Origin of the sequence: Pseudomonas sp. F9001 (assembly GCF_013385435.1) — a bacterium.
Lineage (GTDB): Bacteria > Pseudomonadota > Gammaproteobacteria > Pseudomonadales > Pseudomonadaceae > Aquipseudomonas.
In genome coordinates, this window is record NZ_JACAPX010000015.1 from 58,515 (window position 1) to 83,148 (window position 24,634).

The 24,634-nt window shown below is 61.8% G+C and carries 23 protein-coding genes and 3 tRNA genes; 16 read left to right on the forward strand and 10 right to left on the reverse strand.

Features of this window, described 5'->3' with window-relative positions; genetic code table 11:
* The first annotated feature begins 3 nt into the window (after positions 1 to 3).
* A tRNA-Lys gene (locus tag HX818_RS16860) sits at positions 4 to 79 on the forward strand.
* A gap of 94 nt (positions 80 to 173) precedes the next feature.
* Positions 174 to 250 (forward strand) — tRNA-Pro (locus tag HX818_RS16865).
* A gap of 192 nt (positions 251 to 442) precedes the next feature.
* Here the strand turns inward: HX818_RS16865 and HX818_RS16870 are convergent.
* The 3 genes from HX818_RS16870 to HX818_RS16880 all read right to left on the reverse strand — a co-directional run bounded on the left by HX818_RS16870 (position 443) and on the right by HX818_RS16880 (position 2,694).
* The gene (locus HX818_RS16870; RefSeq protein WP_003215906.1) at positions 443 to 1,741 is read right to left on the reverse strand and encodes an NAD(P)/FAD-dependent oxidoreductase; all 1,299 of its coding nucleotides are present in this window, start codon (positions 1,739 to 1,741) and stop codon (positions 443 to 445) included.
* 60 nt (positions 1,742 to 1,801) lie between these two features.
* Positions 1,802 to 1,975 (reverse strand): DUF3094 family protein, encoded by a 174-nt coding sequence (locus tag HX818_RS16875; protein ID WP_003215908.1) that lies wholly within the window; start codon positions 1,973 to 1,975, stop codon positions 1,802 to 1,804.
* 89 nt (positions 1,976 to 2,064) lie between these two features.
* The gene (locus HX818_RS16880) at positions 2,065 to 2,694 is read right to left on the reverse strand and encodes a DUF1780 domain-containing protein (RefSeq protein ID WP_008437312.1); all 630 of its coding nucleotides are present in this window, start codon (positions 2,692 to 2,694) and stop codon (positions 2,065 to 2,067) included.
* Between the two features lie 102 nt (positions 2,695 to 2,796).
* On the opposite strand from HX818_RS16880, the gene HX818_RS16885 reads away from it, so the two are divergent.
* The 3 genes from HX818_RS16885 to HX818_RS16895 all read left to right on the forward strand — a co-directional run bounded on the left by HX818_RS16885 (position 2,797) and on the right by HX818_RS16895 (position 4,231).
* The gene (locus HX818_RS16885; protein ID WP_177020438.1) at positions 2,797 to 3,264 is read left to right on the forward strand and encodes an FAD/FMN-containing dehydrogenase; all 468 of its coding nucleotides are present in this window, start codon (positions 2,797 to 2,799) and stop codon (positions 3,262 to 3,264) included.
* Positions 3,261 to 3,950: an energy-coupling factor ABC transporter permease gene (locus HX818_RS16890; protein ID WP_177020439.1), complete on the forward strand. Its 690-nt coding sequence runs from the start codon at positions 3,261 to 3,263 to the stop codon at positions 3,948 to 3,950. The genes HX818_RS16885 and HX818_RS16890 overlap by 4 nt, the downstream gene beginning before the upstream one ends.
* A gap of 65 nt (positions 3,951 to 4,015) precedes the next feature.
* Positions 4,016 to 4,231: a hypothetical protein gene (locus tag HX818_RS16895; RefSeq protein WP_003215917.1), complete on the forward strand. Its 216-nt coding sequence runs from the start codon at positions 4,016 to 4,018 to the stop codon at positions 4,229 to 4,231.
* Here HX818_RS16895 and yacG read toward each other — a convergent pair.
* From yacG to HX818_RS16915, 4 genes are read right to left on the reverse strand one after another with little or no spacing between them, the layout of a single operon-like run.
* Positions 4,228 to 4,428, reverse strand: a complete 201-nt coding sequence (gene yacG / locus HX818_RS16900) for a DNA gyrase inhibitor YacG (protein WP_003215918.1) — start codon at positions 4,426 to 4,428, stop codon at positions 4,228 to 4,230. The two genes, HX818_RS16895 and yacG, sit on opposite strands and share 4 nt — an antisense overlap.
* Entirely contained in the window at positions 4,425 to 5,048 is a 624-nt protein-coding gene (gene coaE, locus HX818_RS16905) for a dephospho-CoA kinase (protein WP_003215920.1), read from the reverse strand. Before coaE ends, yacG begins: the two co-directional genes overlap by 4 nt.
* The gene (locus HX818_RS16910) at positions 5,045 to 5,923 is read right to left on the reverse strand and encodes an A24 family peptidase (protein WP_371315722.1); all 879 of its coding nucleotides are present in this window, start codon (positions 5,921 to 5,923) and stop codon (positions 5,045 to 5,047) included. The genes coaE and HX818_RS16910 overlap by 4 nt, the downstream gene beginning before the upstream one ends.
* Positions 5,920 to 7,128, reverse strand: a complete 1,209-nt coding sequence (locus HX818_RS16915) for a type II secretion system F family protein (protein ID WP_177020440.1) — start codon at positions 7,126 to 7,128, stop codon at positions 5,920 to 5,922. Before HX818_RS16915 ends, HX818_RS16910 begins: the two co-directional genes overlap by 4 nt.
* A gap of 201 nt (positions 7,129 to 7,329) precedes the next feature.
* Here HX818_RS16915 and HX818_RS16920 point away from each other — a divergent pair, with 201 nt between their 5' ends.
* The 4 genes from HX818_RS16920 to HX818_RS16935 all read left to right on the forward strand — a co-directional run bounded on the left by HX818_RS16920 (position 7,330) and on the right by HX818_RS16935 (position 9,793).
* Positions 7,330 to 7,743: a pilin gene (locus HX818_RS16920; RefSeq protein WP_003215925.1), complete on the forward strand. Its 414-nt coding sequence runs from the start codon at positions 7,330 to 7,332 to the stop codon at positions 7,741 to 7,743.
* Between the two features lie 86 nt (positions 7,744 to 7,829).
* Positions 7,830 to 9,239 (forward strand): O-antigen ligase, encoded by a 1,410-nt coding sequence (locus tag HX818_RS16925; protein ID WP_177020441.1) that lies wholly within the window; start codon positions 7,830 to 7,832, stop codon positions 9,237 to 9,239.
* A 39-nt stretch (positions 9,240 to 9,278) separates the two neighbouring features.
* Positions 9,279 to 9,351 (forward strand) — tRNA-Thr (locus tag HX818_RS16930).
* Between the two features lie 136 nt (positions 9,352 to 9,487).
* Complete coding sequence (locus tag HX818_RS16935; RefSeq protein ID WP_008437299.1) at positions 9,488 to 9,793, forward strand: DUF6388 family protein; 306 nt, start codon at positions 9,488 to 9,490, stop codon at positions 9,791 to 9,793.
* Between the two features lie 134 nt (positions 9,794 to 9,927).
* Here the strand turns inward: HX818_RS16935 and nadC are convergent, their stop codons facing one another.
* Positions 9,928 to 10,776: a carboxylating nicotinate-nucleotide diphosphorylase gene (gene nadC, locus HX818_RS16940; RefSeq protein WP_008437288.1), complete on the reverse strand. Its 849-nt coding sequence runs from the start codon at positions 10,774 to 10,776 to the stop codon at positions 9,928 to 9,930.
* Between the two features lie 282 nt (positions 10,777 to 11,058).
* Here nadC and HX818_RS16945 point away from each other — a divergent pair, with 282 nt between their 5' ends.
* The 4 genes from HX818_RS16945 to HX818_RS31490 all read left to right on the forward strand — a co-directional run bounded on the left by HX818_RS16945 (position 11,059) and on the right by HX818_RS31490 (position 16,867).
* Positions 11,059 to 13,218, forward strand: coding sequence for a DUF1631 domain-containing protein (locus tag HX818_RS16945; protein ID WP_177020442.1), 2,160 nt, complete (start codon positions 11,059 to 11,061; stop codon positions 13,216 to 13,218).
* A gap of 61 nt (positions 13,219 to 13,279) precedes the next feature.
* Entirely contained in the window at positions 13,280 to 13,843 is a 564-nt protein-coding gene (gene ampD, locus HX818_RS16950) for a 1,6-anhydro-N-acetylmuramyl-L-alanine amidase AmpD (RefSeq protein WP_003215934.1), read from the forward strand.
* On the forward strand, positions 13,840 to 14,676 hold the full coding sequence (ampE, locus tag HX818_RS16955) for a regulatory signaling modulator protein AmpE (RefSeq protein ID WP_003215936.1): 837 nt from the start codon (positions 13,840 to 13,842) through the stop codon (positions 14,674 to 14,676). Before ampD ends, ampE begins: the two co-directional genes overlap by 4 nt.
* 1,486 nt (positions 14,677 to 16,162) lie before the next feature.
* Positions 16,163 to 16,867: a methyl-accepting chemotaxis protein gene (locus HX818_RS31490; protein ID WP_371132334.1), complete on the forward strand. Its 705-nt coding sequence runs from the start codon at positions 16,163 to 16,165 to the stop codon at positions 16,865 to 16,867.
* Positions 16,868 to 16,899: 32 nt separating this feature from the next.
* Here the strand turns inward: HX818_RS31490 and HX818_RS16965 are convergent, their stop codons facing one another.
* Both HX818_RS16965 and cra read right to left on the reverse strand, forming a co-directional pair.
* On the reverse strand, positions 16,900 to 17,676 hold the full coding sequence (locus tag HX818_RS16965) for a TatD family hydrolase (RefSeq protein ID WP_177020444.1): 777 nt from the start codon (positions 17,674 to 17,676) through the stop codon (positions 16,900 to 16,902).
* 5 nt (positions 17,677 to 17,681) lie between these two features.
* On the reverse strand, positions 17,682 to 18,677 hold the full coding sequence (gene cra / locus HX818_RS16970) for a catabolite repressor/activator (protein WP_177020445.1): 996 nt from the start codon (positions 18,675 to 18,677) through the stop codon (positions 17,682 to 17,684).
* A gap of 294 nt (positions 18,678 to 18,971) precedes the next feature.
* Here cra and ptsP point away from each other — a divergent pair, with 294 nt between their 5' ends.
* From ptsP to HX818_RS16985, 3 genes are read left to right on the forward strand one after another with little or no spacing between them, the layout of a single operon-like run.
* Positions 18,972 to 21,830: a phosphoenolpyruvate--protein phosphotransferase gene (gene ptsP / locus HX818_RS16975; protein WP_177020446.1), complete on the forward strand. Its 2,859-nt coding sequence runs from the start codon at positions 18,972 to 18,974 to the stop codon at positions 21,828 to 21,830.
* The gene (pfkB, locus tag HX818_RS16980) at positions 21,831 to 22,751 is read left to right on the forward strand and encodes a 1-phosphofructokinase (RefSeq protein WP_087694617.1); all 921 of its coding nucleotides are present in this window, start codon (positions 21,831 to 21,833) and stop codon (positions 22,749 to 22,751) included.
* An 11-nt stretch (positions 22,752 to 22,762) separates the two neighbouring features.
* On the forward strand, positions 22,763 to 24,475 hold the full coding sequence (locus HX818_RS16985) for a PTS fructose-like transporter subunit IIB (RefSeq protein WP_003215951.1): 1,713 nt from the start codon (positions 22,763 to 22,765) through the stop codon (positions 24,473 to 24,475).
* Positions 24,476 to 24,634: the final 159 nt, after the last annotated feature.

The following is a 24,634-nucleotide window of genomic DNA, read 5'->3' on the forward strand; positions in this document are numbered from 1 at the left end:
TTTGGGTCGTTAGCTCAGTTGGTAGAGCAGTTGGCTTTTAACCAATTGGTCGTAGGTTCGAATCCCACACGACCCACCATTTTTGAGACCAGTTAACGCTGGAATCGAATCTTAAGATCAGAGGCCAAAAGCGCTGATCGAAGAAGGCGACTGAGAGGTCGCCTTTTTTTTACCGGGGTATAGCGCAGTCCGGTAGCGCGCCTGCTTTGGGAGCAGGATGTCAGGAGTTCGAATCCCCTTACCCCGACCATATTAAAAATCCTCGTATCGAAAGATACGGGGATTTTTTTTGTGCGCGGAATCCTGTCCGCACCACAAAACAAGTGTGGGAGCGGGCTTGCTCGCGAAAGCGGTGTGCCAGCCAGTGCATCTGGCACTGAACCACCGCTTTCGCGAGCAAGCCCGCTCCCACACTCACCGAGTCCTATCCCGGAACGTGCTGTCAGTGCAGTTTCAGGCGCGGCTCGGTCCCTCGCCCGATCTTGCTCCCCAGCATCAGCATCGCCGTGCGGAAGAAGCCATACAGCGCCATCTGGTGCATGCGATACAGCGACACATAGAACATCCGCGCCAGCCAGCCTTCCAGCATCACGCTGCCCGTCAGGTTGCCCATCAAGTTACCCACCGCCGAGAAGCGCGACAGCGAGATCAGCGAACCGTAGTCGGTGTACTTGTACGACGGCAGGTCCTTGCCCTCGATTCGCAGTTTCAGCGACTTGGCCAGCAACGATGCCTGCTGGTGAGCTGCCTGGGCCCGTGGCGGCACATTGCGATCGGTGCCGGGTTGCGGGCAGGCCGCGCAGTCACCAAAGGCGAAGATGTTCTCGTCGCGGGTGGTTTGCAGGGTCGGCAGCACTTGCAGTTGGTTGATACGGTTGGTTTCCAGGCCGTCGATGTCCTTGAGGAAGCCTGGCGCACGAATCCCGGCGGCCCAGACCTTGAGACTGGCCGGGATTACCTGGCCGCTGCTGGTGATCAGGGCGTCGGCCGTCACCTCACTCACGGCGGAGTTGGTCAGGACGGTCACCCCGAGTTTCTCCAGGGTTTTATGCACAGGCCCGCCGATCCGCTCCGGCAGGGCAGGCAACACCCGTGGGCCGGCTTCGATCAGGGTGATGTGCATGTTTTCCGGCTTGATCTTGTCCAGGCCATAGGCGGCCAGTTCATGTGCGGCGTTATGCAGCTCGGCGGCCAGCTCGACGCCGGTGGCACCGGCGCCGACGATGGCGACGCTGATCTGCTCTACCACGTCCGTCTGCCCGGCATGGGCGCGCAGATAGTGATTGAGCAATTGCTGGTGGAAACGCTCAGCCTGCTTGCGGGTGTCGAGGAACAGGCAGTGTTGTGCCGCGCCTTCGGTGCCGAAGTCATTGGTGGTGCTGCCGACGGCGATCACCAGGCTGTCGTAGCCCAGCACGCGCGCGGGCACCAGTTCCCGGCCTTCCTCGTCGAGGGTGGCGGCCAGCTGGATTTTTTTCTGCTCGCGATCAAGCCCGCTCATGCGCCCCAGCTGGAACTCGAAGTGGTTCCATTTGGCTTGGGCAACATAATTGAGTTCGTCTTCCGAAGAGTTCAGCGAGCCGGCCGCCACCTCGTGGAGCAAGGGTTTCCAGATGTGGGTGAGGTTGGCATCCACCAGGGTGACGCTGGCGATGCCGCGCTTGCCCAGAGTCTTACCCAGGCGGGTAGCCAACTCCAGGCCGCCGGCGCCGCCGCCGACGATAATAATACGATGGGTCATGGGGATATCTCGCAAGGCTAAAGGAAATCGGTGCAGTTACCCGAGCGAGCGCCAGGCAGCTCATAGCGTCAGGTAACTCAAAAGGCGGCTCAGCAAACCCAGGCCGATCACTGCAACCAGCACCACGGCAAGGAGCAGCCAGGGCCGGAAAGGCCTGCGCTCGACTTGGTTCTGGGACAGTTGCAGGTACTCTTCGACATGCTGTTGGTCGTCGGGGTTCAGGCGGCTGGTCATAAAGGCCTCGTCAGGTAGACGTTGCTGAAGGGCGCCACGTTACAGTCGGGTGATTGGCGGCATTGCCTGAAGCATAGTCGCCAACCCGATCACAGGCTGATGCCCACATCGAACACTATGCTGCGCCCCAGATTGTTGCGCAAGAAGTCCGGCGCGTCCGGGTGCGCGAACAGTACGCGGGCGAAGGTCGGCCCCACGAGGGACAGCGAGCGCCAGCCCTGGCGGAGGTACTCGGTGGGAGGAGGGAAGTGACTGTTGAGGTCCAGTACTTCGCGCTTGAGGCTGGCGAAGGCGATGAGGTCCAGCTCCCCCAGGTCCATCCCGCGCTCTTTATAGTTGTGGGCCTTCTTGCGCAGGGTCGGCGCCAGGCGTAGCAGGAATTCGTGGGCGGGAATGCGCCGGGGCTTGGCTTCTCGCCGAACCAGTTGGCTCAGGGAAAACGCGCTGCGCCGCCGCAGCAGTTCGTCACGCCATTCATCGTTCAGGCGCCGGCCTTCATCGAGTACGAAAAACACTTCGAAACTGGCGTCGCGAAACAGCACGTCCGGCGGTTCTTGCCCGGCGGCGTGGAATTCTTCGGCGCGATAGGGCACGTTCAAGCCTTGCAACAGGCGCTGGCAGACCCAACGCTCACGCTCCCATTTGCGGGCATTGGACAGGAAAGCATTGGCTTGTTCGGCCGCTACGGTGAGCAGGCGCAAATAATCTGAGTCATCCATGTCACCAGCTTAGCGTCCAAATGATGACCGCAGGAAGTCCCGCGTCAAAAGGTCGGTGTAGACTGGCCACTCGACAGTTTCCCGTGGCATGAGGAGTATGCAGTGAAGTGTTTTGTGGTGCTGTTCTTGAGTCTTTTGCCCGTGTGGGCCCAAGCCGTCGAAGTGGGTGAGCGCGTTGCACCCTGGACGTTGCTTGATCAGTTCGACCAGGCCTACACCCTGGATGACCAGGCGCAAACCTTGCTCGTAGCGCGCAGCATGGACGCCGCCAAGATCGTCGATACGGCGCTGCAGGGCCAGCCCAAGGGTTACCTGGAGGCTCGGCATGTGGTGTTTCTCGCCGATATCCAGCGCATGCCCCGGCTGATCGCGAAGATGTTCGCGGTGCCGGCGATGCAGGCCTACAACTATCGCGTCATGCTCGACCGCGATGCCCGTGTTACCCCGCGCTATCCCGCACCTGTGGATAAAGTGCTGTGGCTGCAACTGGATCACGGGACGCTGGTGGCGCAGCATGAATACGATTCCGCCGCTGAACTGCGCCAGGCCCTGGAGCAGGTGCAGCCGTGATCAGCGCAGCGGTGTTGGCTCCGGAAACCCTCAGCATCGGCTGGCTGCTGTATGCGCCGGTGGTGATGTGGGCGCTCCTGCGTTCGCCGTGGGTCGAGCTGTTTGCCGACCGCCGACGCCAGCACTTGCTGTTCGGCACCGTATTCGCACTGTTCATGTTGTGGTTGGTGCGCCGGGATTTCGACACAGGGGTGTCCTATCACTTCATCGGCATGACCGCCGTGACCTTGTTGCTCGATTGGCCCCTGGCGATTGTCGGTGGCTTTGCCGCGCAGCTCGGCCTGGTGTTGCTCGGCCGCCAGGACCTGGCCGCCGTGGGGATCAACGGCATGCTGCTGATCCTGTTGCCGGTGCTGGTCACCGAAGGCTGTGCGCTGCTGGTGGAGCGGGCGAGGCCACGCAATCCCTTTGTGTATATCTTCTGTTCGGGCTTTTTCGCCGCCGCACTGTCGGCCTTGCTGTGCCTGCTGGCAGGCCTGGGGCTGCTGTGGTTCGATGGCCGTTTTGCGATGCCGGAATGGATCGAGGATTTTGTCGGCTACTTGTGGCTGATCATTTTCCCCGAGGCCTTTATCAATGGCATGGTGATCAGCGCCCTGGTGGTGTTCTGCCCCGAGTGGCTGGAGACATTCAACCGCACTCGCTACCTCTCGGCGCCCTGGAAGGATGACGATCCGCGGCCTTGATCCAGGTCAAATGCCGCACACGCAAGTGGTCGCATGCTCTGCAAAATTTCCAGGAGCACGGAATCATGAGTGTGTACGAGTGGGCACGGCAGGAGTTACGCAGAAGCCAGGACGCGGCGCAGGAAATCGGCTTTGACCCGGGCTTGACCCTGCGCGCCATGCTCAGTGCGGTGGTGCAGCAGAGCAAGGGCGTGCGCAGTTTTGAAGACCTGGCCGACGAGCTGCAGTACCTTGCAGAGAATCTCGACGACCAGCAGGACTATGGCTTTATGCGGCCTTAGTGTTTGGGCTGAAAGTCTTCGGAGAACAGGTCGTCCTCGGCGTCCGGACTGACCGGGATCTTGTGTTCCTCGGACGCCCAGGCGCCCAGGTCGATCAGTTTGCAACGGTCCGAACAGAAGGGACGGTTGACGTTTTCTGCTTTCCATTCCACAGGTGCGCCGCAGGTTGGGCATTCGACGTTCAAGGGTTGGCTCATGATCGGCCTCCACGCAAAGTAAGGTAAAAGTGGTGCAGTCGCTCGACCTCGGCGTGCAGCCGGGCCAGGTCCTGGTCATTGACCAGCACGTCATCGGCATGGCGCAGGCGGTCTTCACGGGTGGCCTGGGCCTTGAGAATCGCCTGCACCTGCGCTTCGCTGATGCCATCGCGTTGCAGGGTACGCTGTATCTGCAACGATTGCGGCACGTCGATCACCAGCACCCGCTGGGTCATGGTGTACTGGCCGGACTCGATCAGCAGCGGTGACACCAGGATCGCGTAAGGCGATTGTGCACGCGCCAGGTGGCTGCGAATCTCCTCGGCGATCAGCGGGTGCAGCAACGCCTCCAGCCAGCGGCGCTCGTCGGGCACTTCGAAGATCAGCTTGCGCAACGCGCCGCGGTCCAGTTGCCCGTCAGGCTGCAGCACATCCGCACCGAAATGCCCGGCAATCTGCGCCAGGGCAGGGCGCCCGGGTTCGACTACCCAGCGCGCGGCGTGGTCGGCGTCAATCAAGTCCACGCCAAGCCGGACGAAGTGTTCGGCGGCCGCGCTTTTGCCACTGCCGATGCCGCCAGTGAGGCCAAGAATCCAGGGTGTTGCGACAGAAGTGGTCATCTGAAACCGACAGACTGCAAATAGAAGTCGGTTATTTGACCACCCCAGAGCAATGCAATCCAGCCGGCAATTGCCAGATACGGACCAAAAGGCATTGGAGTGGATGCGTGGGCTTTGCGCAGGCGCAATAGAATCAGGCCTCCCATCACACCCACCAGGGAAGACAGCAACAGCGTCATCGGCAGGATCTGCCAGCCGCCCCAGGCACCGAGCATGGCCAGCAGCTTGAAATCCCCGTGCCCCATCCCGTCCTTGCCGGTAATCAGCTTGAACACCCAGAACACCGACCACAGGCTCATGTAACCGGCTACCGCGCCCCACAGCGCATCGTGCAATGACACAAAAACGCCAAAGCTGTTGAGGATCAGGCCCAGCCACAGCAACGGCAGCACCAGCACATCCGGCAGCAGTTGGTGGTCTGCATCGATCAGGCTCATCGCCAGCAAGCCCCAACTCAACAACAACACCGCTCCGGCTGCCCAGCCAAAACCGAAATGCCAGGCGACAACCGCCGAGATCAGCCCGCACGCCAGTTCGGTGATGGGATAACGCGCGCCAATAGGTTGATGGCAACTTGAGCAACGTCCCTTGAGCAGTACATAACTGAGCAGCGGAATATTCTCCCAGGGGCGAATCGGTTGGCTGCAGTGTGGGCAACAGGAGTTGGGGCGCATCAGGTTATAGGGAGCCGCGATGGGCTCGGCGGGAAGCCCCAGTACTTCATGGGCCTGGGCTCGCCATTCGCGCTCCAGCATCTTCGGCAGGCGCCATACCAGCACGTTGATAAAACTGCCGACAATCAAGCCCAGCAGCAACGCGCCTGACACAAACACCCACGGCTGATAAACGAGGATCTCAGTCAGTGGCGTGCTCAAAAGGCTGTACCGAGTTGAAAGATCGGCAGGTACATGGCCAGCACCAATGCCCCGACGATGCCACCGAGTACTACCATGATCAGCGGCTCCATGAGGCTGGTAAGGTTGTCCACCAGGTTATCGACGTCAGCCTCGTAGTGGCAGGCGACTTTTTCCAGCATGTTATCGAGGGTGCCCGACTCCTCGCCGATAGCCGTCATCTGGATCGCCATGCCTGGAAACAGGCCGCTTATGGCCATGGATTCATTCAGCTGGATTCCGGTTGCAACGTCGTGCCGCATACGATTGATTGCCTGTTTGAACTGCCCGTTACCCGTGGCGCCGGCCACGGAATCCAATGCCTGCACCAATGGAACGCCCGCCGCAAAGGTGGTCGAGAGCGTGCGAGCATAGCGGGCGACCGCCGATTTTTTCAGCAGTGTGCCTGCCACGGGAGCTTTCAACAAACTGGCATCGAGCCAGTGGCGAAAGCCTGTGGACGAGCGATAGGCTTTGCGCATTCCTGCGAAACCGGCACCCGCGGCCAGGATCAGCATCCACCAGCTTTGCTGCATGAACTCCGACAGGCTGATGACGCCCAGGGTAAAGCCCGGCAGTTGTGCATCGACGCCGGCAAACAACCCCTGAAACTGCGGCACCACATGAATCAGCAGGATTGCGCTGACAGCGGTGGCGACTGCCAGTACCGTCACGGGATAGGTCATGGCCTTCTTGATTCTGGTTTTCAGCTGTTCGCTTTTTTCCAGGTGAATGGCCACCCTTTCCAGCAGCGCTTCGAGTGCGCCCGCCTGTTCACCCGCCGCAACCAGGTTGCAGTACAGATCATCGAAGTAGCGTGGGTATTTCTGCAAGGCGACAGCCAGGCTGCTGCCGGCGGCGATCTCCTGCTTCAAGCCTTGTACCAGCGCCCCCATATGCCGGTTGTCGAAGCCCTCGGCGATGATATCCAGCGCCTGTAAAAGTGCGATACCTGCCTTCAGCAGCGTCGCCAGTTGGCGGGTGAATAGGGCGATCTCTGCCGGTTTGACCGGCAGGGCGAGGCTCGGCCAACCGGCGAATTTCTTGCGTACGCGCCCAGGATTGATACCTTGCTGGCGCAGCAGTGCCTTGATCAGGGCGGGATTGTGACCGCGGGTTTCTCCGGATACCTTGCGCCCTTTGCGGTTGACGCCTTCCCAGGCATAGATCGCTGAAACATCATTCATTTCACGGTTCCGCACACAGACAGTGGAAGATTTATAGCTTAGTCAGGTGACGGATTCGGGCAGGCTCGCCGTGAGCGAAAAAATGTCAGTTTGTGCGTCTTGTTCAGCATTGGTTGTGCGGGGGTGAGTACACTGGCGCGGTTGCCGAGACGGGGTGCAGGATGCGCCTCGCGAAAGGTTTTATTCTGGAGAGTGAATGTGATGCGTCAGAAAGGTTTTACCTTGATCGAATTGTTGATCGTCGTGGCAATCATCGGCATTTTGGCCACCATCGGCCTGCCCATGTACACCAAGCACCAGGCCAAGGCCAAGTTCACCGCAGGGCTGGCCGAAGTCTCCGCGTTGAAGGCGGGCTTTGAAGACACGCTGAACCAGGGGACGCCACCGACCCTGGCGTTGATTGGCGGGACCAGCCCAACGGCCAACTGCAGGATTGACGTGACCGGCGACATCGCCACCGGTGCTGGCACGATTGCCTGTGAAATCCTCGACGCACCCGCGCCGGTCCTGGGCAAGATCATCACCTTGACCCGTAGCGCCACAACCGGCTGGAAGTGCACCACCACGGCAGAAGACCAATACGCCGCTAAAGGTTGTGCTTCCGGCGGCGCGTGATCATCAGGTCGTCTACTGTTTACGCAGCAAGGAAGAGCGTGTGTGTAAACCGCTCTACGCCCATCACAAGGAAGTAGAGGTTGCCGATGACGTCGTCTGTCCAGCAGCGGGGGAACATATTCCTCATCGTGGTTATGTGTCTGCTGATGCTGGCGATCTGCGCGCCTTTCAGTAGTCATGACTGGCAACGTGCGGTGCAGATATGGGTGGCGCTGTGTGCGGTGGTGTATGGGCTGTGCTTGCCGCAGGCAGAGCAATGCGTAGACAGGTCGACAGCGCTCGGGGTGTCGCTGATCGGGGGCGCGGGGCTGGTTTCGGCCCTGTTGGCCCACCAGCCACTCTGGGCGTTGACCGAGCTGGCGCTGCTCATCAGTTGTTGCGCCACTGCTGTGGCTTTCAGCCGGGCCAGGCGCAATGGGGATGAGTCCCTGGATCGTGTATTGGTCCTGTTCGTATTGCTGCTGTGCATGGTTAAAAGCATTCAATATCTGCACGCCGGGGTCCTCGCCTTCACCAGCGGCGAAGCAATCGTGAATACCGATTTGCTGTTGTCCGGGTTCTCCAATAAACGTTTCTACGGTCAGTTCCAGACCTTCACCCTGCCGCTGCTGGCGCTTCCCTTGCTGGTTTCAAACGTCGCTCGTCCAGCGCGGGGCGCAGTGTTCGCCCTGCTGTGTGTCTGGTGGCTGATCGCGATCGGTGGCGGTACCCGCGGCACCTGGCTCGGTATGGGCGCTGCCGGCTGCGTGCTGATGTTCCTGGGGCCGCAGGGGCGCCGTTGGCTCGGCTGGCAGTTGGCGGCACTGGCCTGTGGGTTAGTGTTGTATTGGTTGGTCTTCACGGTGCTGGCAGGGTACTTGGGGATTGTAATTTCCAATGGTGCCGTAGATCGACTGACCACCAGCCTCTCGGGGCGTGGGCCGATATGGTGGCAGGCCTGGAGCATGATTATCGAGCGGCCCTGGCTGGGTTTCGGGCCGATGCATTTTGCCGACATCGCCAATGACATTGCCGCTCACCCTCACCAGGCGATTCTGCAGTGGGCCAGCGAATGGGGCGTACCGTCGACGCTCTGCATGATCGCGTTGGTTGCGTGGGCGGGTTGGTCAACCTTGGGCGTGTTGCGTGAGCGTGCGTTGTCCTTGGCGCCCGTGGACCTGCTGCGCCTGTGCCTGTTTGCTTCGCTGATCGGTGCACTGGCCCAGGCACAGGTGGATGGGGTGATCGTGATGCCGGTGTCGCAACTCTGGCTGGCGCTGGTGGTTGGCTGGCTGATGGGATTGCATGTGTGGCGCGTTCCATCGGTCGCCCCGGTGCCGGCGTTGTACAGGGTGTGGATGGCCGCGAGCGTCGTGGCCGTGGGCTTGCTGGTGTTCGTCGCGATTCGTGACGTGCCCCGACTCACGGAGCGCAGCGAGCGCTACATGGGCCTGGGCAACGGTCACCTGCAGCCACGCTTTTGGGTGCAAGGTGTGATTGCCCTCGAAATGCAGTGAGTTGCCGGACGTCCAAGGCAGTGCTAGCTTTAGCCCACCGCCCGTGTAGCTCAGCCGGTAGAGCAGCGCACTCGTAACGCGAAGGTCGCAGGTTCGATTCCTGTCTCGGGCACAAAGGCAACACAGTTTTCAGATGATCCCAGAATGGTTCTGAAGGCCAGACGAACCGGTATTCATGCCTGTTCTTTTGTATCTGCGCGACCTTGATGACCCAGATGCATCCCCATTCCTCGATCTAAGAGAACGACATGACCACACAAGAAATGACCCAGGAAGCGCGGCACGAAGCAGCCCTCAAAAAGTACGTCGCGGAGTCGCCGGAACTGCTGGATGAGATCAAGGACCTGAGCGCCGATGATCAAAGGGACCAGATCCAATGGGCGTTTGAGGATGAGGCCGAGGCCCAGGGCCTGCAGCCATGGGAACTGACCCTGAAGTACACCTCCACCCCCGAAGCGTTCGAGGCGGCGCGCCTGGCTTTGCACAAGGAAGCGGCCGAGGTGTTGGGTGTCGACTGGAACGAGTATTGCGGGATGAACAATCTCGCGATCTGACACAAGTTTGATGTGGCGAGGGAGCTTGCTCCCGCTGGGTTGCCAAGCGACCCCAAAAACCTTGGGAGCGCTGCGCACTCCAGCGGGAGCAAGCTCCCTCGCCACAAAAGCAGGCGCTTACATTCAAGGGCGTTTCAGAGACTAAGCCGCATCGACAAATCCACCGCCTTCACATCCTTGGTCATCGCCCCGATGGAGATGTAGTCCACGCCGGTTTCAGCGATGGGCAGCAGGGTGCTTTCGTTGATCCCGCCACTGGCCTCCAGCTTGGCTTTGCCGTTGTTCAGGCGCACCGCTTCGCGCATGTCATCCAGGCTCAGCTCATCCAGCATGATGATGTCGGCGCCCGCCGCCAGTGCCTCACGCAGTTCCTCCAGGCTTTCCACTTCGATTTCCACCGGCTTGCCCGGGGCGATCTTGTGGGCGGCGCTGATGGCCTGGGCAATGCCGCCGCAGGCTGCGATATGGTTTTCCTTGATCAGGAACGCGTCATACAGGCCGATGCGGTGGTTGTGGCAACCACCGCAGGTCACTGCATATTTTTGCGCCAGGCGCAGGCCGGGCAGGGTCTTGCGGGTATCCAGCAGCTTGACCTGGGTGGACGCGACAAAGTCCGCCAGGTATTGGGCGCGGGTGGCAACGCCTGACAACAGTTGCAGGAAATTCAGCGCGCAACGCTCGCCACTGAGCAGCGAGCGGGCCGGGCCTTCGAGGTGAAACAGCGCCTGGTTGGGGCTGACACGTTCGCCGTCGCGCACCTGCCAATGCACCGCGACGCGTGGGTCCAATTGGCGAAACACCGCTTCCACCCAGGCCGTGCCGCTGATGACGGCGGCGTCGCGCGTGATGATCGTGGCCTTGGCCAGGCGTTCGGCGGGGATCAGTTGTGCGGTGATATCCCCGCTGCCGATGTCTTCCAGCAGTGCGCGACGCACGTTGGCTTCGATTTCGGCGGTCAGGTCGGCTAGACGAAGATTGGGCATAACAGGCTCCACAAACAAAGTGCCTGGATTATAGGGGCAGGGCGGGCCTGAACCCAAGGCAACTGGCACCTCGGGTGCGGTGCGCGATGTTCATTTACACGGCAATCACAGAGTTCGCTGGCGCAACAACCCTCATTTGCAAGATAATCTCGCGCCTTGCAATTGGCGTCATAGCTTTGACGTCACGGTGATAGCCCGATTTTCGCAGTGCCCCGGCGTGCTTCGCGCTGTTGCTGCACCGATCTTTCACACAATCGAATACCGCCGTTTCAGGAGGCCAGGATGCACAATGACGGGAAGGTGGTGCCGATCAATATGGCACGGGCGACGCCATCGCCGCTCGCCCGCCTGCCGGTGGTGTTGCTCCAGGTCCGTGACAAGGCGGCGCAGCAACTCAGGCAGGGACTGCAGGAGCTGTTTGATAACGCCGACGACACCCTGTTCGAAATGGCCGACAAGACCCGCAGTAACGTCGACCACGGTATCTTCTTTGAAGCCATGCGCGACCTGCGCCTCAAGCGCAAGAATTTCGAGCGTGGCTTCATGGAGCAACTCTACGAAGCGTTTGCCAATCTTGGCAACGTGGAGCGCGGTGAGCTGCAACTGATTCCGGTGGTGTCCTACACCGCGGCGCCCGGGGGCTCGGGCGATGAACTGGAAAAAGCCGTCGCGCTCGAGGCCATGCTGGGCAAGGTGCTGCGCCGTGACGGGCTCGCCCTTGGGCAATTGACAGCCCGGCTGAATGCCTTGCTCGACAAACGCCTGGATGATCGGGACAACCCCCTGGGCCCGGCAATGCTGTGCGCGTTTTTTCTGCAAGCAGGACGCAGCCTTGGCGTGGAAATCCGGGTCAAGCTGATCATTCTCAAGCTGTTTGAGAAATACGTGCTCAGTGACGCTGATCTGTTGTACGGCGAAGCCAATCAGTTGCTGATCGCCACCGGCGTATTGCCCGAACTCAAGGCCGTGCCATCGCGGCGCGCCGTCGCCACGGCCGAGTTGCCTGAAGACACCCCGCCGATTGCCGGCCACCCGGCAGACGACAGCGGCCAGGAAGTTTTCGCGGCGTTGCAGGAATTGCTGTCGGCAGTGCGCGGCAGCGTGGCACCCACGCTGGAAGCCAGCGCCGAGACCCAGCCCATCTCCACCCGTGACCTGCTGCGCCTGCTCTCCCATTTGCAGCAATATGTGCCTGAGCCTGAGGTCGAGGATGATTTCGACCTGCGCAACCAGCTTGAACAATTGCTGACCCGGGTCAGCGTCAAGAGCGGCAAGTCTCGGGTGGTGGAGGATGCGGACGAGGATGTGATCAACCTGATCGCCATGCTGTTCGAGTTCATCCTCAATGACGGTACGGTGCCCGAGTCCCTCAAGGCGCTGATCGCGCGCCTGCAGATTCCGATGCTGAAAGTGGCGGTGCTGGACAAGAGTTTTTTCAGCCGCACCAATCACCCGGCGCGACGCTTGCTCAATGAAATCGCTTCGGCGGCCATGGGCTGGAGCCAGCGCGACGATTATCAGCGCGACAGCCTGTACCTGCACATCGAGCAGGTGGTGCAGCGGTTGTTGAACGATTTTGTGGATGATCCGGCGATCTTTTCCCAGCTCCTGACCGAGTTCACCGCGTTTACCCATGACGAGCGACGCCGCAGCGAATTGCTGGAGCAACGTACGCGCGATGCGGAAGAAGGGCGCGCCCGTACCGAAATCGCTCGTCAGCGTGTAGCCGAAGCCCTCAATCTGCGGTTGTTGGGCAAAGTTCTGCCCGAGGTCGTGGTGCAGTTCCTGCAACAGGCCTGGAGCCAGGTGCTGTTGCTGGCGTGCCTGAAGCATGGCGAGCACTCGCCACAATGGCTGGCCGGGTTGCGCACCATGGACGAGTTGATCTGGAGTGTCGGCCTCAGCGAAGACACCGAAGCCGGCCGGCACCTGCTGGAGCAGTTGCCAGGCTTGCTGAAAGCCTTGCGCGATGGGTTGAGCGGCGCGGCATTCGATCCCTTCATTACCCGGGAATTTTTCACCCGCTTGCAAACCCTGCATGTCCAATCGTTCCGGGGCAGTGCCGAGGAGCAACCGTCGCTGTCGCAAATCGAGGTGCGCGAGGCATTCGTCCTCAGTCCCGCGGCACCGGCCATCGAGGCGAGCCTGCCGGAAGATGATCCCGACCTGCTCAAGGTTCGCCAACTGCGGATCGGTTGCTGGGTGGAATTTCAGGAAGACGCCGAAAACACCCTGCGTTGCAAGCTGACGGCGATTATTGCGCCGGGCAATACCTGTATTTTCGTCAATCGAACCGGCCTCAAGGTATTGGAAAAAAATCCGCTTGAACTGGCCCTGGAGTTCAAGCGCGGCGCGGTGCGAACCCTGGATGATGCGCTGTTGTTCGACCGCGCCCTGGCTTCGGTGATTGGCAACCTGCGCCAACTTCATCGCGCCAAGTGATCGCAACCAGACAGCGGAACGCGGCATACTGAGTCACCCCAGCCTCGTTCAAGGAACCAGTATGCAGTTGGACCCCGCCAGCGGTTGGTGCCAGGGCATTCGCCATTGCCCCTCGCCCAACTTCAACGAGCGCCCCGGTGGCGAGATTTCCCTGTTGGTGGTGCACAACATCAGCCTGCCACCGGCGCAATTCGCCACCGGCAAGGTGCACGAGTTTTTCCAGAATCGCCTGGATGTCACGGAACATCCCTACTTTGAAGGTATTGCCGACCTACGGGTTTCTGCGCATTTTCTGATTGAGCGTGATGGCGCGGTGACGCAGTTTGTCTCGTGCCGGGACCGGGCCTGGCATGCCGGGGTATCGAGCTTCGAGGGGCGTGAGACGTGTAACGACTTTTCCCTGGGGATCGAGCTGGAGGGCACTGATGACCTGCCCTTCACCGATGCCCAGTATCAATCCCTGATCGCCCTGACGCGCCAGTTGCTGGCGGCGTACACGGGCATTACCCGCCAGCGCATTTGTGGCCATAGCGATATCGCCCCGGGACGCAAGACCGACCCCGGACCCGAATTTGATTGGGCGCGCTTTCGCAGCGCCTTGCAGGATGGAGGACACGCACAATGAGTTTTCTGGTGTTGGTGCTGGCGGTATGGATCGAGAAGTTCTCGGCCCTGCGTCACCGAATACAACGTGATGGCGGTTGGTTGCGGGAACTGGCCAAGCTGGAGTCGAGCGCCAGCCTGGGCAAGCAGCCGTGGCTGATCCTCACGTTGCTGGTGCTGTTGCCGGTGGCCTTGCTTGCGCTGTTGTTGCTGGTGCTGGAGCCAGTGGCCTATGGCCTGTTGGCGCTGCCGGTGCACCTGCTGGTGGTGATCTACAGCCTGGGCCGTGGCGATCTCCTGGCCGGATTGGGCCCGTTCCGTGATGCCTGGCGCCGGGGTGACCTGCAGGCGGCCGAACATGTGGCCGAACGTGACTTGAGCATCAGTGCCGACAGTGGTGAGCAGTTGCTGGAGCGGGTCCAGGGCCATCTGTTGTGGCAGGCCTACCAAAGCTTCTTCGCGGTGATTTTCTGGTACTTCCTCCTCGGGCCGGTGGCCGCCCTGGCCTACCGTCTGCTGGCGCTGGCGACTGAGAACAGCAAGAACCCACTGGTGGCCGAGCGTGCCGGGCAATTGCGCCATGCCTTCGACTGGTTGCCGGTACGTTTGCTGGCGGCGAGTTTCGCCCTGGTCGGCAACTTTGTGGCGGTCGGCCGGGTGATGCTGCATGAGCTGCTGAGCTGGGACATCAGTGCTGCGCAACTGGTGGAGAAGGTGGGCCTGGTGGCCGCGGAGATCCCGCCACCGGTGGTAGGCGCCGAGGGCATCAACAGCCTTGATCGTATCTGGGAGTTGCTGCTGCGTGCCGCCGTGCTGTGGTACGCCGGCTTTGCCATCTGGACCGTGCTGCCCTGATTTGCCCCCCCTGTAGGAGCGGGCAAGCTCGCTCCTACCTCGTTAACCTTAAGTTACAAACCTCCTTTTCGAATTGAGCTATACAGACAGAGCGCCAAATAGTGGCTATCTGCCGCCGCCCTGCGCCCTCAATAAAAATAAAAGAAAAGGGAGTTCACCTGTGAAGAGCTTGCTCTATCCCGCCGTCGCGTTCATGAACCGCCTGACCTTCGGCATGAAGTTCAGCCTTATCAGCGTGCTGTTCCTGTTGCCGATGCTGGCCACCAACTACTACCTGGTGCGCGATTCCTGGCGAGAATTCCAGGGCACTCGCATCGAGCTGCAAAGCCTCGACCTGCTGGGCAGCAGCCTGGCCCTGCGCCGCGACCTGGAAACCCTGAACAACCAGGTACAGATCAACGCAACCCTCGGCCAATCAGGCAAGGCCGGTGATATCGAAAACAAAATCACCGCCCTCGAAGACAGCCTGCTGCAGCGCCTGCAAAGCTTCCACGCCCTGTCCGCCGACCCAGAACAGGCCGCCGCCTTCGAAGCCAAGCGCGATGAAATGATCGCCGCCTTCAAGGCCCAGCAACAGGAAACTTCACTGCTCAGCAAAAGCGCGCTGATCGGCAAACTCCTCAACAAGGCGCAGATGCTCAGCCAGATCATCGCCAGCCAGTCGGGTTTGAGCCGTGACCCCCAGGGCGACCTGCGCCAACTCAGTGAACTGATCACCAGCGTCACCCCGCAAGTCACCCAGACCCTGGGGGAAGGCCGGGCCATGGGGGCTTATTCGTTGGGCCAGGGTTTTCTCAATTCGTCGTCCAGCACTCGTTTTGACGAGCTGCTGCAGCAACTGGAAAAGCTCCAGGCGGAATATGGCCTGAAACTGCAGGATGCCCTCGGCTCCAGCAAGCCCGCCCACGCAGCATTGGCGAGCCTGGCGGACGCGAGCAAGGCCAGCCTCAAGCAAGGCAGTGAGTTGTTCGAAGAGCAGGTCGTGGTGGCCGAAACCCTCGACGCCCCATGGCAAGACTTCTACGACGACGTCAGCACGTTGATGGCCAAGACCTATCAGCTCGACGAAGCCACCCTGACCTTTCTCGAGCAGCAACTGGAGCAACGTCTGTCAGAAAACCGCACGCACATGATCGGATTGGTGGCGGCACTGGCGTCGGTGTTTTTGCTGATCTTCTATTTGTATGCCGGTTTCTACGCCTCCACCCGCACCACCTTGCGCCGCCTGGGGGCGACGATGGACAAGGTGGCGGCCGGTGACATGACCGTCACCTTCATCGCCCACAGCCGCGACGAACTGGGGGATTTGGGCCAGGTGTTCAACGCTACCGTGGCCAAGATCCATGACCTGATCGAGCGGGTAGGGCACACCGTCAACCAGGTCGAACACCAGGCCGGGCAAGTGGAGTCGGTCTCGGCCAGCAGCAACCAGGCGGTGTCCGGCCAACGCAGCCAGATCGAGCAAGTGGCGACCGCCATGAACCAGATGTCCTCCACTGCCCAGGAAGTGGCGCGCAGTGCAGCGGCGGCGGTCAGCAGCGCCCACAGCGTCAACGATGAAACCGTCAGCGGACGCGGCCTGGTGCAGTCCCAGCAAGGCAGTATCGCGGCGTTGGCTTCGGAGATCGATCAATCGGTACGGGTCATCAACCAATTGGCCATCGACAGCCAATCCATCAGTCGCGTACTGGAAGTGATCAAGAGCATTGCTGAACAGACCAATCTGCTGGCGTTGAATGCCGCCATCGAGGCCGCGCGCGCCGGTGAGCAAGGACGCGGTTTCGCCGTGGTGGCCGATGAGGTGCGCACTTTGGCCCGGCGCACCCAGCACTCCACCGAAGAGATCGAGCAGATGATTGCCAAGCTCCACAGCGGTGTCGGCGCTGCGGTGAAGGCCATGGGCACCAGCCACGAGATGGCCAATGGCACGGTGGGGCAGTCGGAAAAAGTCCAGCAGGCCCTCGAAAACATCCTCGGCGCGGTAGGCATGATCGTCGACCAGAACCAGCAGATTGCCGCCGCCGTCGAACAGCAGACTGCCGTGGCCCATGACATCGATCAGAACATCGTCGAGATCAATCGCGCCGGTGAACATGCAGCGCAGGGCGCGCACCAGACTGAAGAGGCCAGCCGGCAGTTGTCCTTGCAAGTGATCGAGCTGAAGCAGTTGATCGGGGCCTTTCGAGTGTGAGGCATGGCCAGGCATGCATCGGGGATGGGCCCCTACCAGTTGAACAGTTCGCAGGCATTGCGGGTGCTCGCCTCGGCCAGCGCTGAGGAGCTGATGCCCATGCGCTCCGCCAGGGCGGCACAGATGTCTGGCAGGTGTTCGGGGCTGTTGCGCTGGCCGGGGTACATCACGGGGGCCATGTCCGGTGAGTCGGTTTCCAGCACCACGCTTTCCAGCGGCAGCCGGGCGATCACCTTGTGCATGCGCAGGGCTTGCGGCCACGTGGCCGCGCCGCCCAGGCCCAGTTTGAAGCCGAGCTTGATGTACTCGCGGGCCTCTTCCTGGCTGCCGGCAAACGCGTGGATGATTCCGCCCCGAGGCAGCCGAATGCGCTTGAGGGTGGCGATCACGGCAGCGTGGCTGCGGCGCACATGCAGCAGCGCCGGCAGTTGGAAGTCCACCGCCAGCTTCAGTTGCGCTTCAAACAGGCTTTGCTGGCGTTCGCGGTCCAGCTGTTCGAGGAAATAATCCAGGCCGATTTCGCCCACCGCGCACAGTTGCCGGTGGCCGTTCAGGCGGGTCAGCCAGTCGCCCAGTTCCGTCAGGTCGGCGGGGCGATGGTCGTCGAGATACACCGGGTGCAGGCCGAAGGCGGCGAATAAATCCGCGTCGGTTTGCACCAGGTCCCACAACCGTTGCCAATTCTGCTGATAGACCCCGAGCACCACCATCCTGCGCACGCCCAGGCGGCGACTGCGGCTCAGGACTTCGCGGCGGTCCGTATCGAAGTCCGGAAAATCCAGATGGGTGTGGCTGTCGATCAGCTGCACACCGCTTACTCCGAGTGAATCCGCTGCTTGAACGTACGGCCGATGGCATGCACGCCGGGTTCGTAGTGCTGCTCTTCAATGGCCGCCAGCGCCAGGCGCAGCGCGGTGTCGGCAATCAACTGATGCTGCTGGGCCATGGCATTCACCGGCAGTGGCAGGAAATCCAGCAGTTGGGTGTCGCCAAACGTCCCCAGTCGCAGTGGCCGGGATTTGAGCGGGAAGTCATGCAGCGCGTCAAACACCCCTTGCAGCAGGACGTAGGACGTAGTCACCAGTGCGTCAGGCAAATGCCCCAGGCTTTGCAGCAACTGCTCCATCAGCTGTCGGCCACAGTCGCGGCTGAACGACTCGCCTTGTTCGATCAGCACTTCGCCGCTGAAGTCTTTCAGCGCTTGCTTGAAACCGGCGGTACGTTCCTGGCTGATGCTCAGCTCTGGCCGCGCGCCGATCAACACGATCTGCTTGGGCAGCGGGTGCAGCAGGCTGCTGGTCAATTGCTGGCAGGCCTGGCGATCATCGCTGACCACCGAGCAAAACTGCGTAGACTCCATCACCCGGTCGATGGCGATCACCGGCAAACCCTTGGCTTGCAGTTCGCGGTAGCTGTCGTCGGTGGCCGGCAGGCAGCTGGCGACAAACAGCGCATCGCAACGGCGGGCACGGAACAGTTGCAGCAGTTGCCGCTCACTGTTGGCGTCGTCGTCGGAGCTGGCGATCAGCAATTGATAGCCGCGGGCACGGGCGCCTTGCTCGAGCAACTTGGCGATGCGTGCGTAACTGGGGTTTTCCAGGTCCGGCAGGATAAAACCCAGGGTACGGGTGTGCCGGCTGCGCAGCCCGGCGGCCTGGGGGTTGGGCGTAAAGCCATGTTCTTCAACCACGGCGCGCACCCGTTCGACGGTTGCGGTGCTGATCCGTTGCTGTTCGGCCTTGCCATTGATGACGTAGCTGGCGGTGGTCACAGACACACCGGCAATGCGCGCGATATCACTGAGTTTCAAACCGGGATTTCCTTGTTTTTTAGAGCTTGCCCCGACATTTTGTCCAATCGTAACCGATTACTGCAGGCGACCATTGTCGCAACTCAACAGCCGAGTGGCTCTTCAATCATGGGAAATTAACGCGTAATCTGCCATAAATTCTAGATTAAACGTTTCAGCAAGCGTATTTTTACGATTATCGCGACGAGTGTGGTCCTGCCAACTGACCACTCAGTCAATTTTATTCGAACGCTTTTGCACTGATTTATTCAAAATAATACCTAGTGCGCCCGCCGCACTAACTAGGAGAACGGCATGCTTGAGCTCACCCACGAGCAGATATCCATGGGCCAGACGGCTGTGGATAAGTCTGCTGCCTTGCAACTGCTCGCTGAAAAACTGGTGGCCGATGGCCTGGTCGCCGAGGGTTACCTCAGTGGCTTGCAAGCGCGTGAAGCCCAAGGCTCGACCTTTCTCGGCCAGGGTATCGCCATCCCCCACGGCACCCCCGAAACACGCGACCAGGTGTTCGCCACCGGCGTGCGCCTGCTGCAATTTCCCGACGGCGTGGATTGGGGCGATGGCCAGATCGTTTACCTGGCGATCGGCATTGCCGCCAAATCCGACGAACACCTGCGCCTGCTGCAACTGCTGACCCGTGCCCTCGGCGAGACCGACCTGGGCCAGGCCCTGCGCCGCGCCAGTTCTGCCGAGGCCTTGCTGAAACTGCTGCAAGGCGCGCCGCAGGAGCTGGCGCTGGACGCACAGATGATTGGCCTGGGCGTGTCGGCTGATGATTTCGAAGAACTGGTGTGGAGAGGCGCACGCCTGTTGCGCCAGGCCGATTGCGTGAGCAATGGCTTTGCCGCCGTGCTGCAACAAGTCGACGCGCTGCCCCTGGGCGATGGCCTGTGGTGGCTGCACAGTGAGCAGACGGTGAAGCGTCCCGGCCTGGCCTTCGTCACCCCGGACAAACCCATGCGTTACCTGGGCCAGCCCTTGAGCGGCCTGTTCTGCCTGGCCAGCCTCGGCGAGGCCCACCAGACCTTGCTCGAACGCCTGTGTGCCTTGCTGATCGAAGGCCGTGGCCAGGAACTCGGCCGCGCCACCAGTAGCCGCGCCGTATTGGAAGTGCTCGGCGGTGAACTGCACGCCGACTGGCCAAGCGTGCGCATTGCCTTGGCCAACGCCCACGGGCTGCATGCGCGCCCGGCGAAGATCCTCGCGCAATTGGCGAAAAGTTTTGACGGTGAAATCCGTGTGCGCATCGTCGATGGAGACGTCGGCGCGGTATCGGTAAAAAGCCTGAGCAAGTTGCTCAGCCTCGGTGCGCGTCGCGGCCAGGTACTGGAGTTTGTCGCCGAGCCAACCATTGCCGGTGACGCCTTGCCCGCCTTGCTGGCAGCAGTGGAAGACGGCCTCGGCGAAGAAGTCGAGCCGCTGCCGGCAGTCAGCGCCCAACAAGCCGTGGTCGAGATCGAACCGGTCATCAGCGCGCCAGTGACCGGCAGCCTGATCCAGGCCATTGCCGCCGCCCCCGGCATTGCGATTGGCCCGGCGCATATCCAGGTGCTGCAACCTTTCGAATACCCGCTGCGCGGCGAGTCGCCAGTGATCGAGCGCCAGCGCCTGCACGCGGCATTGACCGACGTGCGCCGGGACATCCAGGGCCTGATCGAGCGCAGCAAATCCAAGGCCATCCGCGAGATCTTCATCACCCACCAGGAGATGCTCGACGACCCGGAACTGACCGACGAAGTCGAGACGCGCCTCAAGCAGGGTGAAAGCGCCGAAGCCGCGTGGATGAGCGTGATCGAAGCCGCCGCCAAACAGCAGGAATCGTTGCAGGACGCCTTGCTTGCCGAGCGCGCCGCCGATCTGCGTGACATTGGCCGCCGCGTGCTGGCGCAACTGTGCGGCGTCGAAACCGCCCAGGAGCCCGACGAACCCTACATCCTGGTGATGGACGAAGTGGGTCCCTCGGACGTGGCGCGCCTGGACCCGGTGCGTGTCGCCGGCATCCTCACTGCCCGTGGCGGCGCCACCGCCCACAGCGCCATCGTCGCACGTGCTTTGGGCATTCCCGCTCTGGTGGGGGCAGGCCCTGCTGTATTGCTGTTGGCTTCGGGCACGCCGTTGTTGCTGGATGGCCAGCGCGGTCGCCTGCATGTGGACGCCGACGCCGCCACCTTGCAGCGCGCCACCGTCGAACGCGACACCCGCGAACAACGCTTGAAAGCCGCCGCCGCGCAACGCCATGAACCGGCCCTGACCCGCGATGGCCATGCCGTCGAAGTGTTCGCCAATATCGGCGAAAGCGCCGGGGTTGCCGGCGCGGTGGAGCAGGGCGCCGAAGGCATCGGCCTGTTGCGCACCGAACTGATTTTCATGGCCCACAAACAAGCGCCCGACGAAGCCACCCAGGAAGCCGAATACCGCCGCGTGCTCGACGGCCTCGGCGGCCGGCCGCTGGTGGTGCGCACCCTTGATGTGGGCGGCGACAAACCGCTGCCGTACTGGCCGATCGCCAAGGAAGAAAACCCCTTCCTCGGCGTGCGCGGCATTCGCCTGACCCTGCAACGCCCGCAGATCATGGAAGCGCAATTGCGCGCGCTGTTGCGTTCGGCAGACAACCGTCCACTGCGCATCATGTTCCCCATGGTTGGCAGTGTTGACGAGTGGCGACAGGCTCGGACCATGACCGAGCGCCTGCGCCTGGAAATCCCGGTGGCCGACCTGCAACTGGGGATCATGATCGAAGTGCCGTCGGCCGCGTTGCTGGCGCCGGTACTGGCCAAGGAGGTGGACTTCTTCAGCGTCGGCACCAACGACCTGACCCAGTACACCCTGGCCATCGACCGCGGCCACCCGACGCTGTCGGCCCAGGCTGACGGCCTGCATCCGGCCGTGTTGCAACTGATCGACATCACCGTGCGCGCCGCCCATGCCCATGGTAAATGGGTCGGCGTTTGCGGCGAGTTGGCAGCCGACCCGTTGGCGGTTCCGGTGCTGGTCGGCCTGGGGGTGGATGAGCTGAGCGTGTCTGCGCGCAGCATCCCCGAGGTCAAGGCACGGGTGCGTGAATTCAGTCTGAGCGAGGCCCAGGGCCTGGCACAAAAAGCCCTGGCGGTGGGTTCTCCCGCCGAAGTGCGTGCGCTTGTGGAGGCCGTGTAAATGGCAAGGATTTTAAGCCTGACGCTGAACCCGGCATTGGACCTGACGGTGCGCCTGGCGCGCCTGGAACCGGGCGAGGTCAATCGCAGCGAAGCGATGATCACCCACGCTGCCGGCAAGGGCGTGAACGTCGCGCAGGTGCTGGCGGACCTTGGTCATCAGGTGACCGTGGGCGGCTTTCTTGGAGAGGACAATCCCCAGGCATTCGAGATGCTGATTGCCCGTCGTGGTTTTACCGATGCGTTTATTCGGGTGCCGGGAGAAACCCGCAGCAATATCAAGATCGCCGAGCAGGATGGGCGGGTCACGGATGTCAATGCGCCGGGCCCGTTGGTCAGCGAGCAGGCGCAACACGCACTGCTTGAGCAACTGGCGCGGATTGCTCCCGGCTACGACGCCGTCGTCGTGGCCGGCAGCCTGCCACGCGGCATCACCCCTCAGTGGTTCCAGGGCCTGCTGCAGCAACTGAAAAACCTCGGCTTGAAAGTCGCCCTGGACACCAGCGGCGAAGCGCTGCGCGCCGGATTGAACGCCGGCCCGTGGTTGGTCAAACCCAATACCGAAGAACTGGCCGATGCCCTTGGTCATTCCACAGATGCCATCCGCCAACTGCATCGGCAAGGTGTGGAGCATGTGGTGGTCTCCGACGGTGCCGCGGGTGTGAGCTGGTACAGCCCGGATACCGCGCTGCACGCCACCCCGCCCAAGGTAACCGTGGCCAGTACCGTAGGCGCCGGCGACTCGCTGCTGGCCGGGATGCTTCACGGTTTGCTCAGTGGCGACACGCCGGAGCAGACCCTGGGCCGCGCCACCGCCATTGCCGCGATGGCGGTCACGCAGATCGGCTTTGGCATCACCGACGAAGCGCAGCTTGAGACTTTGCAGAGCGGCGTCCACGTGCGGCCGCTGACAGAACAATAAGAGGGTTGGTCATGAAGTTAGCCATTGTTACTGCCTGCCCGAACGGCATGGTCACCAGTGTGCTGTGCGCCCGCTTGCTGGACGCCGCCGCGCAACGCCAGGGCTGGAGCACCAGCGTCGAAGTGGTCGACGTGCAGCATCCGGAACGCCAATTGTCGGCGGCCACCCTTGAAGCCGCCGAGTGGGTATTGCTGGTCAGCAGCACGCCGGTGGACATGCAGCGTTTTGTCGGCAAACGCGTATTCCGCAGCACGCCAGCCCAGGCGTTGCAGGATGTGGACGCGGTGTTGCGTCGCGGAGCCGAGGAGGCCCAGGTGCAGGTAGCTGACGCGGCACCGGCGAAAAGCACGCCGCGTATCGTCGCGATCACCGCGTGCCCGACCGGCGTCGCCCACACCTTCATGGCTGCCGAAGCGTTGCAGCAAACCGCCAAGCGCCTCGGGTATGACTTGCAGGTGGAAACCCAGGGCTCCGTGGGCGCCCGCACGCCGCTGAGTCCCGAGGCGATTCGTGACGCCGACGTGGTGCTGCTCGCCGCCGACATCGAAGTCGCCACCGAGCGCTTTGCCGGCAAGAAAATCTATCGCTGCGGCACCGGGATCGCGCTCAAGCAATCCGAGGCGACCCTCAACAAGGCGCTGGCCGAAGGCAAGCAGGAATCCGCTGCCAGTGGTGCGGCCGCCAAACCGGAGAAGACCGGCGTCTACAAACACTTGCTCACCGGCGTGTCGTTCATGCTGCCGATGGTGGTGGCGGGTGGTCTGCTGATCGCACTGTCGTTTGTGTTCGGCATTCATGCCTTTGAAGAAAAAGGCACCCTGGCCGCCGCGCTGAAAACCGTCGGCGACCAGGCGTTCATGCTGATGGTGCCGCTGCTGGCGGGTTACATCGCCTACTCGATTGCCGACCGTCCTGGATTGGCCCCCGGCATGATCGGTGGCCTGCTGGCCAGCACCTTGGGCGCGGGGTTTATCGGCGGGATCTTCGCCGGCTTTCTCGCCGGCTACTGCGTCAAATTCATCAGCCGCGCGATCCGTTTGCCCCAGAGCCTGGAAGCCCTCAAGCCGATCCTGATCATCCCGTTGCTGGCGAGTCTGTTCACCGGCCTGGCGATGATTTACCTGGTAGGGCCGCCGGTGGCGAAGATGCTCACCGGGCTCACGGATTTTCTCAGCACCATGGGCACCACCAACGCCGTGCTGCTGGGCATCTTGCTGGGCGGCATGATGTGCGTCGACCTCGGTGGCCCGATCAACAAGGCGGCCTACGCGTTTTCCGTCGGCCTGCTGGCAGCGCAAAGCGGTGCACCCATGGCCGCGACCATGGCTGCCGGCATGGTGCCGCCGATTGGCATGGGCATCGCCACCTTCCTGGCGCGGCGCAAGTTCGCCCAGACCGAGCGTGAAGCCGGCAAGGCCGCGCTGATCCTCGGCATGTGCTTTATCTCTGAAGGCGCGATTCCGTTTGCTGCCAAGGACCCGTTGCGGGTAATCCCGGCCAGCATCGCCGGCGGTGCGCTGACCGGTGCGCTGTCGATGTATTTCGGCTGCAAGCTGATGGCGCCCCATGGTGGATTGTTTGTGATGCTGATCCCGAATGCGATCAACCATGCGCTGCTGTATCTGCTGGCGATTGTGGCGGGGAGTTTGCTGACGGCGGTGGTGTATGCATTCCTCAAGCGCCCTGAGACCGTAGAACTTTCTGTCGCACCCGCCCAGGCATAACGCGGCTCATGTAGGAGCTGGCTTGCCTGCGATGCAGGCACCTCGGTGTATCAACGCAACGAGTTGAGGCTATCGCAGGCAAGCCAGCTCCCACATTTGACCTCCGTGAGCAATAAGGCCGATGTCATAACTCGTTCATCCCGTCATGCTTAAGTTTCC